The sequence below is a fragment of the Shimia ponticola genome (assembly GCF_007995215.1).
GTDB classification, from domain to species: domain Bacteria; phylum Pseudomonadota; class Alphaproteobacteria; order Rhodobacterales; family Rhodobacteraceae; genus Shimia_B; species Shimia_B ponticola.
Genome location: NZ_VCDK01000006.1, coordinates 483195 through 497485, shown reverse-complemented (window position 1 = coordinate 497485; position 14291 = coordinate 483195). Strand labels below are relative to the sequence as shown.

Below are 14291 nucleotides of genomic sequence, written 5' to 3'. Positions count from 1 at the left end.
AGTTTTGAGTGTCGCGCAGCAAACGCCGCGCCGATGGGGCGCAGGGGTACGCCCTATTGGTTAATCACACGTAGGGGGTGCGTAACGCTGAATGTGCCTCAAACACCTACATCCGGCGCTGGCAGGAATTGAACGGCAGCGATCTGCCAGCCTTGGTCTGTGGGAACCATCCCGTAGTCCAGATAGTGAAACGTGCCGTCAGCGTCCTGTACTTGGACCTTTTGCCAAAGCCGCCCGCCCAGCTCGCGCAGTTCCAAATACCGCACATCCGCCGGGCGATGGACCATCGGATAGCCATTGCGGACCATCATGCCAAATCGGTCAGCAGTGCCGAACATCCCTTTGATATTCGGGGCGGCATAGCTAAACGCCTGCGCGAAATCATCGGCCTTGAACGCCTCCATCTGCGCGGTGATCGTGGATTGGATCCCGTCTGAATCAGACTGCGTTTGCGCGGCCAAAGGCGCGGCAAATCCCAGAAACACGGCGATCAAAAGAGCAAAACGTAACATTGGCGAACCTCCTGGATATCCCAAGAAGGCTAACGCGTGTGTTGCATCCGTCAAATCACGGCCTCGTGCTGCGAGGCATCGGGCACCTACAAATAGGCAGGTGTAGGGTGCGTGTTCACACGCACCGCCACACTTAACCAAGCTCGCCGGCCAGCCCCTTGTCGATGAGCGCAACGGTCTCATCCACACCATAAAGCGCGATGAACCCGCCAAACCGTGGACCCTGCGAGGCCCCCAGCAGGATTTCGTAAAGCGCCTTGAACCAGTTACGAAGCGGGTCAAAGCGATCGCGGCCCATGGCATAAACAATGGATTGCAGCGCTTCATCCTCCAGCGGCCCGTCATAGGCCACAAGCTCCGCCCGCAACGCCTCAAGCGCCTCGCGCTCTTGATCCGTCGGCGCGCGGAACACTTTCGCCGGCTTCACAAAGTCATTGTAGTACCGCACAGCAAATCCGGCGGCTTCATCCATGTCAGGATGGGTCTCGGGCGTGGCATCCGGGGCATAGCGTTGCAGGAAGCCCCAAAGCGTGTCTTTCGTCTCGGCCCCGGATACCGAAGCAAGGTTCAAGAGCATCCCAAACGGAACGATCAGCGTAGACTCAGGCACGTTGTGCCCGTGGATATGGAACACCGGGTTCGCCAGCTTCTTGTCGATGTCTTGATCCGCGTAGGCGCGCAATTGCTGATGATACTCATCCACCGCCTTTGGGATCACATCAAAGAAGAGCCGCTTCGCCGTGCGCGGCTTCTGATACATGAAATAGCTGAGCGATTTGTCGGACGCGTAAGTCAGCCATTCGTCAATCGACACGCCATTGCCAGATGTCTTGGAAATCTTCTGCCCGTTCTCATCAAGGAACAGCTCATAGACGTAATGCTCTGGCGCCTTTTGCCCCAGGATTGTGCAAATGCGGTCATAGATCGGGCCATTGGTGCCGTGGTCCTTGCCGTAGATTTCAAAATCCACGCCCAGAGCGGCCCAACGCGCGCCAAAGTCCGGCTTCCACTGCAGTTTTACATTGCCGCCCGTGACCGGCACCGTGAACTCGCGGCCATCTTCATCATCGAAGGTCACCGTCCCGTTCGCCGCATCCACATGCTTCATAGGCACATACAGGACACGCCCCGTTTCAGGATGGATCGGCAGGAAAATCGAATAGGTCTCTGCCCGTTCCTCGCGCAGAGACTTCAACATCACTTTCATTATGTCGTCGTACTTCTCAGCCGCGCGCAAGAGCACTTCGTCGAACTGACCCGACCCATAGAATTCGGTTGCCGAGATAAACTCGTACTCAAACCCAAACGTATCTAGGAACCGCCGCAGCATGGCGTTGTTGTGATGGCCAAAGCTTTCATGTGTGCCAAACGGGTCTGGCACCTTAGTCAGTGGCATCTGAAGGTAATCGGCGAGCATCTCTTGGTTCGGGACGTTGCCCGGAACCTTGCGCATCCCATCCAGATCGTCCGAGAAACAGATCATCCGCGTGGGGATATCGCTCAGCACTTCAAACGCGCGGCGGATCATCGTCGTGCGCGCCACCTCGCCAAACGTCCCGATATGCGGCAGACCCGATGGCCCATACCCGGTTTGAAACAGCACATACCCCTTTTCAGGTGGTGCCTTCTCATACCGTTTCAGGATCTTGCGGGCCTCCTCGAACGGCCACGCTTTTGATGTCATGGCAGCTTCGCGCATATCCGACATATCTGATCCTTTCTTGGCTTTCCGCGATCACAATGGCCCCGGCTCTCTTGCGAGGCGCGGTACGCACACATAGAACGAAGGTCAAGACAAGCACGCGTATAGGAGGCCGCAATGGCCAACGATCCACACCCTCTCAGCCCCCAAGACTGCCTTGTGGCAATCATGATCGCGGTTTCGGCCTCGGACGAGGAAATCCGTACATCCGAACTCGTCACCATTCAGTCTATCGTGAACACGCTGCCGATCTTTTCGGAGTATGACACCGATCGGATCAACACCATCGCAGGTACCGTCTTTGATCTACTGAGCGTCGACGAAGGCCTGGACGCGCTCTTTGGCCTGATCCGCGACGATCTTCCAGAGCACCTGCATGAAACTGCCTATGCTTTGGCCTGTGATGTGGCCGCTGCCGACGGCAGTCTGAACCAACCGGAACTGCGCCTTCTCGAAGAAATCCGGTACGAACTGGCCCTTGACCGCCTGCACGCGGGTGCGATTGAGCGTGGTGCGCGTGCGCGGTTCATGAAGATTTAAAGTATCAAGCCGAGGCCAGCCCGCTCCAGCGCGTCAGCAGTGCATTCTGCATCGTTCGTGACCGCTTTGCCCAGGATTTGCCACCGGCCGGGCGCTCGCGGTCACCGAGGGCAAGCGCCGCGCGGCGCGGCAGATCAGCTGACATAATCGCAAAACAAAGGGGCTCTTGCTCGGGCAGATCCAGATACCCCGCAAACGTGCTGACAAAATTCAGGCTGCCCGTTTTTGCCCTGATCTGGATGCCATTGTTTCGGATCGGCTCACCCGCCTCGTTCTTAAGCGAATAGACACGCAAACGTCCCGGGAACAGATCATCCCGCGCGGCACCTGCCATCACCTTGCAAAGTGACAGGGCGGAAATGCGCGACGTGTCGATCAGGCCGCTATGATCGTGCATGGCCATGCCCGCACCAAACCTCTGTTGCGCCCAGTCTGACATCGTGGTGGCCGACGTCTTCAAATCCTGCGGACCCCCTCCACGCGCCTGCGACGCATGCAGGCCCAGCACCTCGGCGGTCAGATTGGTCGAAAACTTCAGCATCCCCCCAATCATCGGCCCCACATTGGGCGACCGCCGCGCTACCAGAACTGCGCCTGTCCCACCGGTCATGACCTCTGCGACCGGCAGTCTGATCCCCAAGGACGCGGCGATGGTTCGGAACACCTCCCCGGCGTAGACCGCAGGGCGCCGCACGGGTAGCCATCGCGCCCCGCCGCTCCCCAAGGCGCTGCGCGCCACGGTCCAGTCTTCATGTGTGTCCGCCAGCGCATGCGTGTAAACAGGCAGGCTGCGATCGGCGACACGCATCCGGCTGCCCCGCACCCTCGGCTGATACCGTTCAGCACGCGCATCCATGGTCAGGTCATAGCTGCCGCCATTCCGCTTCCACTCGAAATGGACACGGTTGAAATTCAGATTCAGTCCCGAAATCGCTGGATTGTAGCCCACCTGTATAGGTTGGCTCGGATCAATCAAATCAATCTGGGGCAATGCGGATGGATCGATCCCAAACTTGCCGGTCACGCCGGTGACACCAAGATCGGAAATCGCCTCTGCGATCCGACCCAGCGCATCGGTGTCCAACAGCGGATCACCCTCTCCCTGCAGGATCAGATCACCCTGCACGACGCCATCCACAATGGGCCCGGTCACAATCACGCGGGTTTCAAACGACGCCCCCGGTCCCAGATGATCCAACGCATAGAGCGCCGTCAAAGACTTTGCGACGCTCGCAGGCGGCAAGGCGCGCGTTTCCTCACGGGCTTCAACCACTGTTCCATCCAGTCGCGTCAGCGCAAAAGCCGTCACTCCGCCCAAATTGGCCTTGGTCAAAATATCTTCGACGCTGACCAATGGCGGCGGTGGAGGTGGCGGCGCGGACCCGGGTCGCGGAAACGGTCGAGGGGAGCTTAGGGGCGCGTTTGCCCATGCAGGCGCAGACAACGCAGACAGGGCAGAGCCCAATCCGGCCAAAAGAAATCGTCTCGAAATATCGCGAACCATGCCCGAACAATAAGCAGGCCATTCGCAATAGGCCAAGCCCACAATCCAGTGATGTGACTGGCCAGCTTACTCCAACCTCTCCGGAAGCCCCTTGCCGTTGTTCCACCAACGGTTCGGATTGTCGCTGTGCGGGTCATAGGCCGCGCGGCTGACCCAATCCTCGCGCACAAAGATCACCGGTTCCTCATAGTGATGCGCCCAGATGATCTGACGCATCACAGGCTCCAAAATGTCCAGATCACGTGGCACCGTCATCTTGAGTTCCACCATCGGATAGGTCTCGGTTTGACCCGCCTGAAATCCTTCCACATGCGTTGTCGTGGTCGATCCAGGCTCAGGCTGGGCCGTTTCCTTGCCCGTCGCCGATATGCTCGCATTGCGCTGATAGCGCCCATAGGACAGCGGAAAAACCTGCATGACCGCGTCCAAAATGCGATCCGTATCCTGCTCCAGACACTGAACCTCGACGGTCCAGACCGGTTCCAACCGACCCGATGCAGACTGATAATTCCTGAGCTCCGACATTCGGCCCCTTTCCTTCGCACAAGGTACAAAATGACAGAGTGCCGCGAGTGTACCAATTCCCTTTTCCCTTACACGACCAACTGCTAGGCGCGTTCCATGCTTCGTGCCGTCTTGATTATGTGTATTGCCATGTCCTGCATTCCTGCGGGCGATACCTTTGGCAAACTGCTCACATCCCAGGGCGTTGCACCGATCTTTGTCGCATTCACACGCTTCGCCATTGCGTCGTTCGTACTGTTGCCATTCCTGCCGAAAGGCACCTTTGCCGCGTTGCGCCACTGGCAACTCTGGCTGCGCGCAGCGCTGATCACAGGCGGCATCACGTCAATCCTGACAGCACTCAGCACAGAGCCCATCGCCAACGTATTCGGCGCGTTCTTTATTGGCCCAGTCGTATCCTACGCTCTCTCCGCGTGGCTCTTGGGCGAAACCGCGTCGCCTCTGCGCACGGTTTTGCTCTTGATCGGCTTCGTCGGCGTTCTGATGGTTGTGCAGCCGGGCTTCGATATGCGCCCCGGCCTCTTGTTCGCGGTCCTCGCCGGATGTTTCTACGGGGCTTTCCTCACCGCGTCGAAATGGGTGGTAGGCCTTGCGCCGCCTCTGACCCTGCTCTTCTCGCAACTCGCCCTAAGCGCGGTCTTCACAGCGCCCTTTGGTCTTATGGCGATCCCCGCGCTGACATTCCAACTCAGCACGTTCACGGTGTTTTCATCGCTGTTCTCAATGGCCGGCAACTTGCTGTTGATCTACGCATTCACTTTGGCCGACAGCACCCGACTGGCCCCGTTCGTCTATTTTCAGATCGTCGCGGCAACAGTTCTGGGCGCGGTGATCTTTTCGGAACTGCCCGATGCGCTTAGCGCCGCTGGAATTGCCGTCATCCTGCTCTCAGGCTTCGCCACTTTGTTCCTGCGCGCCCCACGCTCCACGCGCGCGAATATCCGTGGATGACACATCGCTCATCGGCACGTTGATAAAGCACCACGCAGGCGCTTCCGCCCCACCCAAAAGCTGAGACTGCCGCCCGGACAAACGCGCTGCACGATAAAGCCGCGCCGCCGGGGACACCCGCGCACCCGTCCGCTTTCCCGGCCGCGCAATCACGCCCACACGCACCGCATCCATGATCGCGCGCCAATCCTGCCATTGATGGAACTGAGACAGGTTATCTGCTCCCATAAGCCACGTGAACTGCACCCCAGGATACCGATGCAACAACGCGTCCAATGTTTCCGCCGTGTAGCGGGTGCCCAAATCACACTCGATATCCGTCACCACGACGCGCGGATGATCCATCACAGCCAGCGCCGCCTCTAGCCGCGCCTTCATCGGCGCAGGCCCGCGATCTTTCAACGGATTACCCGGCGACACCAGCCACCACACCGCATCCAGCCCAAAGCGCAGCAATGCATGTTTGGTAATGTGGACATGGCCCGAATGCGCCGGGTCGAACGATCCACCCAAAAGACCAATCCGCTGACCCCCTCGGGCATGGGGCCTAGACATCCCCTGCCCCCTCGACGGATTGGCAATCATCGGGCAAGCTAACGCAGTATTGATCGGAGTTCTTCATGCGCCCTGTTTTCGCCGCCTTCACCGCGCTTGTCACCGCCTTTTATGCCCTCTCGCCCGGCGCGGCGAATGCGCAATCATGGTGTGGAGCCACAACACTGAACGCAACAGAGCAGACAATCTGCTCCAGCCCGTTTCTGGGTGAACTCGACACACTTTTGACCGACGCCTACAGCGCGTCCGACATCGCCAATAAACGTGCCACGCAGCGCACGTGGCTGCAGGCGCGCAACGCGTGCGGGCGCGATACCATCTGTATCTCGGACGCCTACCTGTCACGGATCGCGGTACTGCGGGCTGCGGTCGCCGTCCCAGTCGTTCTCTTGCGTCCATGGTGCGACGCGGCGAGCCTCAATCCAACCGAACAAACTATCTGTGCGATCCCGCAACTGGCCAATCTTGATGCCGCCATGGCCGCGCTCTACGGCAGCGTCCAAGCGCAAAGCCCCGATCAAATCGCTTGGTTGCGCCAACGCCGCGACACATGCCTGACAGATCCGACCTGTATAGAACGCGAATATGCGGCTCGCATTTCCGTCTTTGGCGCGCGCTTGCGTGAAGCGGGGCAATAGACGCGAAACGTGCCTGTTGCCTGCTTACACGGGCTCCACCTGATCCCCGACCGAGACTGACCCAGCCTCAACGACCCGTGCGCACATGCCACCATGCCCGCGCACGGCACTGTAGCCTCCGTGACCCAGTTCCTCTTCCATGCGCGAACAGGGATGACACGGCCCGGTCACCTCTAAGACCACATCCCCGATCCGCACTTGCCGGCCTTTAAGAGCCAATAGATTGATCCCTCGGACGACCACGTTCCGACGCAACCTCTCCGGCGTGACAGCCTCTAGCCCGGCCAACGCCGCAATCACCGGCAAATGCTCGGCCTGCAGCAAGGTCACTGCACGTTTGCCACCCCCAGACCGATCGCCCCAAAGTCCGCTCTCATCCACCTGCGCCCGGTTCGCTGAGAGCATGTCTTCACGCCGCCCCGGACGCAGACCAATCCATTCCACAACACCTGGCCCCGCCACGCGCGCCATCATCTCTTGCATCGGTGTCATCTCGAGCCCCCTATATGCATCGGCCTATTGCATCCCCCTGCTGCCTGCCTAAAACCAACCCACCAGCTTATCGGAGGATCCCATGGCCGCTTATCAATATGTCTACCACATGGACGGGGTGTCCAAGACCTATCCGGGCGGCAAGAAGACCTTTGAAAACATCCGTCTGTCCTTCCTCCCCGGTGTGAAAATCGGCGTTGTCGGCGTCAACGGCGCGGGTAAATCGACCCTGCTGAAAATCATGGCCGGCCTCGACAAGGATTTCTCGGGCGAGGCATGGGCGGCCGAAGGCGCCAAGGTCGGCTACTTGCCGCAGGAGCCCAAGCTGGATGAAACCTTGACCGTCCGCGAAAACGTCATGCTGGGCGTGGCCGAGAAGAAGGCGATCCTCGACCGCTATAACGAACTGGCCATGAACTATTCGGACGAAACTGCCGACGAAATGGCCAAGCTGCAGGATGAAATCGACGCCCAGAACCTTTGGGACCTCGACGCGCAAATCGACGTGTCGATGGAGGCCCTGCGCTGCCCGCCCGACGACGCAGACGTCAAGAACCTGTCTGGTGGTGAGGCCCGCCGCGTCGCGCTCTGCAAACTCCTGCTCGAAGCGCCTGACATGCTTCTGCTCGACGAACCGACCAACCACCTCGACGCCGAGACCATCGCGTGGCTGCAGCAGCACCTGATCGACTACAAAGGGACAATCCTTGTCGTCACCCACGACCGCTACTTCCTCGACGACATCACCGGCTGGATCCTTGAGTTGGATCGCGGCCGCGGCATCCCCTACGAGGGCAACTATTCCTCATGGCTGGAGCAAAAGGCCAAACGCCTCGAACAAGAGGCGAAAGAGGACAAGAGCCGCCAGAAGACGCTGGAACGCGAACTGGAATGGATGCGCCAGGGCCAAAAGGCCCGCCAAGCCAAATCCAAGGCCCGCATCAGTGCCTATAACGAACTGGCCAACCAGTCCGAGCGCGAGAAACTGTCCCGCGCCCAGATCATCATCCCGAACGGCCCACGTCTGGGTGGGAAAGTGATCGAGGTCGATGGCCTGAAGAAAGCCATGGGCGACAAGCTCTTGATCGAAGACCTGACCTTTGCCCTGCCCCCGGGCGGCATAGTGGGCGTCATTGGCCCCAACGGGGCGGGTAAATCGACGCTGTTCAAAATGCTGACCGGCCAAGAGGCCCCGGACGAAGGCTCTGTCACCTATGGCGACACCGTGGACCTGGCCTATGTCGACCAATCCCGCGACGCGCTGGATGACAACAAAACCGTGTGGGAGGAAATCTCAGACGGCCTCGACATCATCCAACTCGGCGACGCCGAAATGAACAGCCGCGCCTACTGCTCGGCCTTCAACTTCAAAGGCGGCGACCAGCAAAAGAAAATGGGAATGCTGTCGGGCGGTGAACGCAACCGCGTGCACATGGCCAAACTGCTTCGTTCGGGCGGCAACGTCCTCCTCCTCGACGAACCCACTAACGACCTCGACGTCGAAACCCTCCGCGCCCTTGAAGACGCCCTCGTCGACTTCGCAGGCTGCGCCGTGGTCATCAGCCACGACCGCTTCTTCCTAGACCGGATTTGTACGCATATTTTAGCGTTTGAGGGTGAGGCCCATGTCGAGTGGTTCGAAGGGAACTTTGAGGACTACGAGGAAGATAAGAAGCGACGGTTGGGGGCGGATGCGGCTGAACCTAAGCGTTTGAAGCACAAGAAATTCATCCGCTAGGGCGGGTTTCTAGGGCTTACGTTTGGGTTAGGGCCGTGCGCGGCTGCTGTGTTTCGAAGAAATGCGGCGAGAGCAGCACTCGGTCCAGAAAAGGGTCAATGGCTGAATTGTAGAGCGGGCCGAACACCACTGCTTTCTGAGGCAGGAATGGCTTCCAAGTCCCTGCGCTCAGAAGTGATTTGCTGTGCAGAAAAGTTAGCAGAAGGCACACAATGACCAAGGAATTGAACGCCAACGCAGAAATCGCGCGAAGATTGCTTGGCACTGCAACACATTTGTTTGCTCAGGACCTAGATCCTGTTTCTGTTCATTGTCTTGCGTGCAGCGCCGCCGAACATGCCGCTCTGATATCGCAAGCTTCAACCGGTCGCACCTTCAATGATCACGTACAGGCAGTTTTTCCGGACCGAGAGTTGAAGACCATTCGAAAAATTCGAAACCAGTATTGGAACCCGATCAAGCACGCCAAAGATCACAGCGGGCAAGAGCGAAGGCTTGCTATTGACCTCGAAGGATTCAACGATCTGCAAAACGATCACATGCTATTTGTCGTATGGTTTGACTATATGAACGGCGGTCGTGGTCTTCCTTTGGCTGCACAAGTCTTTCTGGCTTGGTATTATGATCTCTATCCCGAGAAAATTTCGCCGCTGCACCTTCAGGAAGTTGGACACGAACCAGTTTTTCCAGATCTCCCTTCGCAATCTCGCAAAACTCAGAAACGATGGTTACGCAGTGCAACCAAATTCTACCAAAACAACGATGACATCATGCGCAGCCCCCAAACAGATACACGGCCTCTGGTATTGCAGTATTGGGACAATCCTTAAGCGATCAACAAACGAGCGTACGGCGCGCACCGCGCACCAATAACATTCCCTATCCCTAACCGCGGTGCGCAATGCGCACCCTACGGCTCACCGAACTCCAACGCCTGAACCTCCCCACACCACACCGCCTACCCCCGCCCCAACCGCCAATCCCATTGGATCGAAGAATACAGCCAATCCACCGCCCGCTCGGCGACCCTATGCTTCTCTGCGTTCGCCCCTGCAAAAAATGACCAGCGTCGCCGCCAGCGTTCAGGACTTCGAGAACCGCAATCCAGCAGCCAACCTCAAAGGATTTCCAACCACCTATAGCCCTCTGTCCCGGCCTCGTTTCCTCTGCTACGCGTCGCGGGCAAAACACAGGGACATTGTTGGCAAATGCGGAGCAATCTTCACCCCGGAACGGGCCTGTTCGACCGGACATGCCACCGGTTCGCGCGCAAATTCTGGACGCCCACGGATCGGCGCATTGAACGCCTATCACGCCGTAGCAACAGCAAGGCAGCAAGCATTCGAACCGCCATCGAAACGGCTCGGCCTGATCGGGCGCTGGACAGGGTCACGGTGAAGATGATCCGCGAATATGCAGCCGATACGCTCGGAAGCGTATTCTTCAGCCCGTGGCTGGAAACCTACACCGCCCATCGCGGTACCTTTGTCGAAGGCTGGATTCCCGACAATTATCATCGTTTCTACGTCGTCCCACACGCCAACGCCGCGTTGAACGGCTTGCCAAGCGCCATCAATGGAAAGCTTTTCTCGCAGGACCGTTTTCCTGATCTCGCCTACGTGTTTTACGGACAGGCATACGGCCTTGATGGAACACCGATCGCAGCAGATGACATCAACGGTAAAATTTTGTCCGAGCACCCGTTTGTCTATCTCAAGAAAACGCAAAGCTCTCAGGGCCGCGGCGTCCTGCGATGCGACCGAAACACGCTCGCGCAAGAAATCGCAACCTGCACCGGTGGCATCATCCAGCGACCGCTGACGATTCATCCGGACCTGAGCATGGTGTTCCCTCATGCAACCCCGACACTGCGGATCACGACGGTCCATATAGCCGAAAAAAGCCGCGTGGTTGCCGCCTATATGCGCTTTGGCAGCGGCGAAGATGGCCATGTGAAAAGCGAGAGCCATGTTCGCGTCAATGTCGCGCTCGACACCGGCGTTTTAGGTGAGGAAGGCTACCTCGCCAACTGGACCCCGGTCAGCGGGCACCCCGACACAATGGTTGAGTTCAAGGGGCGAAGCGTTCCTTCTTTCCTTGAGGCCTGCGATCTTTGCCGCACAGAACATGCTCATTTCCCATCCTCAAGGTACATGGGCTGGGACGTGGCGGTGACAGAAGACGAGGGCATCATGTTCTTCGAAGCGAATACGGGACACGCCGACATAAAATTCTCCGAGGCCAGTCATGGCCCAATCTTTGCAGGGTTGGGTTGGGATAAACTGCACTTGCAGGACCACGCACCGATTTGACCTGCGTCAAAGCGAGGTCACCCGCGTCCCCCTAGACTTGCTCCATACTCACCAAGAACGGAGCACAGGGATGTCCCACACCCCACATGAACTGGCCGAAGAATTCCCCGACAAGGTCCAGCGGATTCACGATCTCAAGACTTCGGACACGCATTTCGCCAAGCTGTTTGACGAATATCACGAGGTGAACCGCACCATCCATCGCGCCGAAACGAATGTGGAGCCAATGTCGGACGTCAATGAACTGGACCTGCGCAAGACACGCATCCGGCTCAAGGATCAAATCGCCGCAATGCTGAACTGATCCCGCCGGGAAATCCGACAGTCCGCCTGTATGCCTCAGATAACCCTAGTTCCGGCTATTCCTTGTAGCCGGGGTATCCCGGCTCAAGGATCGTGATGGTCGGGCTGCCCGGAGGCAGGATGAAGGTGTCGATCAGTACCGCGTCCTCTGTCCCCAGATTGGCCGCCGTCATGGGTGTGTCGGGCGGCATGTAATAACATGTTCCCGCGGGGAAACGCATCGCGCCCTGTCCCTCGACAAAGTCGGTGATCGCGCCGGACAGCACACAGGTGTGGCCTCCGTATTCATGCACATGGATGCCGACACGCGTTCCCGCGCGGCGAATGCCCTGCATGACAACAAGACGATTTCCATCCGCGTCGATCGTATCAATCATCACCCGGACATCGTCCAATGGTGCAAGGATTCCCGGCGGGACATGGCCGTTGATCGTGTTCACGGGTTTCGCGATTTGATCCGCAACAGCCGCCTGCTGGGCAGACGTCTGGCTGGCGCAGGCAATCAGAACGGCAAAGATCACGGCACGCATGGCAGCCCCTTTTGGTAAACACTTGGTCATCTGTTCGGCTAACACCGCCACCCGCCCATCTAAATGCGCAAACGCACATCTGGGGTGCTTCTCTTTTGATGCGATTATGACATCATGCACCGCATGAGACTTGCCCTTACCCTACTGGCCCTGCTGCCGACCGCTGCCCTTGCCCAATCGGCGGAGGAAATCGCCATTGCCCGCGCAACGCTTGGTGCGTTGCAGGGTCCCTCGTTTGAGGAAAACCGCGAATATTGCGGCTATCTTGCCTATGACGCGGATGAAAATCTGGTCGCCACACCAGCCAGCACAGGCGACCGTGACAGTTGCGCCTATGACGGGCCGGAGGACGGCTATGTCATGGTTCTGTCCTACCATACACATGCGGCTTTTGATCCGGACTACGCCTCTGAGGTGCCCAGCGTCAGCGATATTGAAACAGACGAAGACGAAGGTATCGACGGCTTTGTGGCAACGCCCGGCGGTCGCCTTTGGTATGTGGACACAACCGACATGATCGTGCGCCAGATCTGCGGTCTAGGGTGTTTGGCACAAGACCCTGACTTTATCGAAGGAGCCGATGGCGAAATCGCGATCAGTTATACCTATCAGGACTTGCTGGATTACGAAGCCGAGTAAGATCGGCCTGCCCAAGCATGCATTGAACCATCGGGCCCAAGCTAAGGCGCGGTCCAATTCACATCATCTGCGACCTCGACGCGCAATGACCCATCGGTCAACGGCTGCATCAATGCTGCCGCGTCTTCCTGTGACCCGTTGAGCCACACATCAAACTGCTCTGGAAACAGGATCACCCCCATCCGGTGATGAATGTCGCGCACGTCGCCATTCGGCTCACAGGTGACCGATGCCACCTGTGGCACCTCCAGACCGCCGGGTGCCTGCCACACATCATAGATCGCGGCAAAGGCCATCAGCCCGCCATCCTTCGGCGTGATACGCCATGCCTGTTTCTTTCGAGTTTCGCCGGTCCATTCATACCAGCCATCGGCAGGGATCAGCGCCCTGTTCACACCTTCATAGGCGGATTTATCGAACACAGTTTCTGACCGCGCATTGATCAGCGTTTCCATGACCGGCCTGCCGCGCGCGTTCTTGCGGCCAACCGGGATGATACCCCACCGCATCATGCGCAGACCTTCCGGCACGCCGACGACCACCTCTTCCCCGGGCGCGACGTTCCTGCGCGGCGGCTGGTTATCACAAGACCCTGTGTCGAGCCCCATCCAAGCCGCAACTTCGCCCACCGGCGTTGTCAGAAAATAGCGCCCTGGCATTACCCTGTCTCATCACTTGCGCGCGCCGCAAGGTCTGCTACGGCCGGCCCCATAGCCTCTACAATGCGCGCAACCCCTGACGCCGACGGGTGTATCCCGTCCGGCTGAATGAATTCACCCAATTGCGCCGGCACGTCCGCCTCGCCATCAAAGGCCTGAAAGAACGATGGATACAGCGCCACATCAAATTCTTCGGCCAAATCCGGATAAATGCTGTCGAAGGTAGTCTTGAACTCAGGGCCATAATTGCCGGGCGCCTCCATCCCTACGAGCAAGACCTCAACATTCTGAGTTGCCGCGACCTCAAGGATACCCCTCAGGTTTGCCCGTGACGTCTCTGGAACGATCCCACGCAGAAGATCATTGCCGCCCAGAGCCACGATCATCGCATCCACCTCGGGCGTCAGTGTCCACGCAACGCGGCTCAGCCCGCCTTGTGTCGTATCCCCGGACACGCCCGCGTTGATCATCCGCACAGCCAGACCCTGATCATCCAGCCAGCCCTGTAACTGTGGCACGAAACCCTCTGCCTCGGGCAGGCCGTAGCCTTGCGTCAAACTATCGCCGAGCGCTGCAATTGTGACCGTATCGGCAATGGCAATGCTGCCTAACCCGCAAAAAGCCGCCGCCAAGATGTTGCGCCTCATAACATTCACCCCATATCGCCAGACAGACCAAGCACCCGAGGCCA

The 14291-nt window shown here is 58.6% G+C and carries 18 protein-coding genes; 9 read left to right on the top strand and 9 right to left on the bottom strand.

Annotated features, from left to right (window positions below; all coding sequences use genetic code 11):
- Window positions 1–98 precede the first annotated feature (98 nt).
- Together FE702_RS15910 and FE702_RS15905 are read right to left on the bottom strand one after the other, a co-directional pair.
- The gene (locus tag FE702_RS15910) at window positions 99–512 is read right to left on the bottom strand and encodes a DUF4864 domain-containing protein (protein ID WP_147127300.1); all 414 of its coding nucleotides are present in this window, start codon (window positions 510–512) and stop codon (window positions 99–101) included.
- A gap of 133 nt (window positions 513–645) precedes the next feature.
- Window positions 646–2220, bottom strand: a complete 1575-nt coding sequence (locus FE702_RS15905; protein WP_147127299.1) for a lysine--tRNA ligase — start codon at window positions 2218–2220, stop codon at window positions 646–648.
- Window positions 2221–2331: 111 nt separating this feature from the next.
- On the opposite strand from FE702_RS15905, the gene FE702_RS15900 reads away from it, so the two are divergent.
- Window positions 2332–2754, top strand: coding sequence for a tellurite resistance TerB family protein (locus tag FE702_RS15900; protein ID WP_147127298.1), 423 nt, complete (start codon window positions 2332–2334; stop codon window positions 2752–2754).
- A 4-nt stretch (window positions 2755–2758) separates the two neighbouring features.
- On the opposite strand, the gene dacB is transcribed toward FE702_RS15900, so the two are convergent.
- Together dacB and FE702_RS15890 are read right to left on the bottom strand one after the other, a co-directional pair.
- A complete protein-coding gene (gene dacB / locus FE702_RS15895; RefSeq protein ID WP_147127297.1) occupies window positions 2759–4258 on the bottom strand; it encodes a D-alanyl-D-alanine carboxypeptidase/D-alanyl-D-alanine endopeptidase in 1500 nt (499 codons plus the stop codon).
- A 66-nt stretch (window positions 4259–4324) separates the two neighbouring features.
- The gene (locus FE702_RS15890) at window positions 4325–4783 is read right to left on the bottom strand and encodes a hypothetical protein (protein ID WP_222611823.1); all 459 of its coding nucleotides are present in this window, start codon (window positions 4781–4783) and stop codon (window positions 4325–4327) included.
- A 96-nt stretch (window positions 4784–4879) separates the two neighbouring features.
- Here FE702_RS15890 and FE702_RS15885 point away from each other — a divergent pair, with 96 nt between their 5' ends.
- A complete protein-coding gene (locus FE702_RS15885) occupies window positions 4880–5734 on the top strand; it encodes a DMT family transporter (RefSeq protein ID WP_147127296.1) in 855 nt (284 codons plus the stop codon).
- On the opposite strand, the gene FE702_RS15880 is transcribed toward FE702_RS15885, so the two are convergent.
- Window positions 5672–6289, bottom strand: coding sequence for a nicotinate-nucleotide adenylyltransferase (locus FE702_RS15880; RefSeq protein WP_147127295.1), 618 nt, complete (start codon window positions 6287–6289; stop codon window positions 5672–5674). The two genes, FE702_RS15885 and FE702_RS15880, sit on opposite strands and share 63 nt — an antisense overlap.
- 65 nt (window positions 6290–6354) lie before the next feature.
- Here FE702_RS15880 and FE702_RS15875 point away from each other — a divergent pair, with 65 nt between their 5' ends.
- On the top strand, window positions 6355–6927 hold the full coding sequence (locus FE702_RS15875; protein WP_147127294.1) for a lysozyme inhibitor LprI family protein: 573 nt from the start codon (window positions 6355–6357) through the stop codon (window positions 6925–6927).
- Between the two features lie 24 nt (window positions 6928–6951).
- Here the strand turns inward: FE702_RS15875 and FE702_RS15870 are convergent, their stop codons facing one another.
- Window positions 6952–7419, bottom strand: a complete 468-nt coding sequence (locus FE702_RS15870; protein ID WP_147127293.1) for an MOSC domain-containing protein — start codon at window positions 7417–7419, stop codon at window positions 6952–6954.
- Window positions 7420–7501: 82 nt separating this feature from the next.
- Here FE702_RS15870 and ettA point away from each other — a divergent pair, with 82 nt between their 5' ends.
- The 5 genes from ettA to FE702_RS15850 all read left to right on the top strand — a co-directional run bounded on the left by ettA (window position 7502) and on the right by FE702_RS15850 (window position 11773).
- The gene (gene ettA, locus FE702_RS15865) at window positions 7502–9157 is read left to right on the top strand and encodes an energy-dependent translational throttle protein EttA (RefSeq protein WP_147127292.1); all 1656 of its coding nucleotides are present in this window, start codon (window positions 7502–7504) and stop codon (window positions 9155–9157) included.
- A gap of 212 nt (window positions 9158–9369) precedes the next feature.
- Window positions 9370–9987: a hypothetical protein gene (locus tag FE702_RS15860; protein WP_147127291.1), complete on the top strand. Its 618-nt coding sequence runs from the start codon at window positions 9370–9372 to the stop codon at window positions 9985–9987.
- 229 nt (window positions 9988–10216) lie between these two features.
- Window positions 10217–10555: a hypothetical protein gene (locus FE702_RS18655; protein WP_186827119.1), complete on the top strand. Its 339-nt coding sequence runs from the start codon at window positions 10217–10219 to the stop codon at window positions 10553–10555.
- Between the two features lie 2 nt (window positions 10556–10557).
- Window positions 10558–11469 (top strand): sugar-transfer associated ATP-grasp domain-containing protein, encoded by a 912-nt coding sequence (locus FE702_RS15855; protein ID WP_186827118.1) that lies wholly within the window; start codon window positions 10558–10560, stop codon window positions 11467–11469.
- 70 nt (window positions 11470–11539) lie between these two features.
- Complete coding sequence (locus tag FE702_RS15850) at window positions 11540–11773, top strand: HP1242/YdcH family protein (protein WP_147127289.1); 234 nt, start codon at window positions 11540–11542, stop codon at window positions 11771–11773.
- Between the two features lie 55 nt (window positions 11774–11828).
- On the opposite strand, the gene FE702_RS15845 is transcribed toward FE702_RS15850, so the two are convergent.
- Window positions 11829–12302, bottom strand: coding sequence for a cupin domain-containing protein (locus FE702_RS15845; RefSeq protein ID WP_222611822.1), 474 nt, complete (start codon window positions 12300–12302; stop codon window positions 11829–11831).
- Between the two features lie 123 nt (window positions 12303–12425).
- Between FE702_RS15845 and FE702_RS15840 the strand changes: the two genes are divergently transcribed.
- Window positions 12426–12941 (top strand): DUF4329 domain-containing protein, encoded by a 516-nt coding sequence (locus FE702_RS15840; RefSeq protein WP_186827117.1) that lies wholly within the window; start codon window positions 12426–12428, stop codon window positions 12939–12941.
- A 41-nt stretch (window positions 12942–12982) separates the two neighbouring features.
- Here the strand turns inward: FE702_RS15840 and FE702_RS15835 are convergent, their stop codons facing one another.
- Together FE702_RS15835 and FE702_RS15830 are read right to left on the bottom strand one after the other, a co-directional pair.
- A complete protein-coding gene (locus FE702_RS15835) occupies window positions 12983–13600 on the bottom strand; it encodes an SOS response-associated peptidase (protein ID WP_147127287.1) in 618 nt (205 codons plus the stop codon).
- Window positions 13600–14247, bottom strand: a complete 648-nt coding sequence (locus FE702_RS15830; RefSeq protein WP_147127286.1) for an arylesterase — start codon at window positions 14245–14247, stop codon at window positions 13600–13602. Before FE702_RS15830 ends, FE702_RS15835 begins: the two co-directional genes overlap by 1 nt.
- Between the last annotated feature and the right edge of the window lie 44 nt (window positions 14248–14291).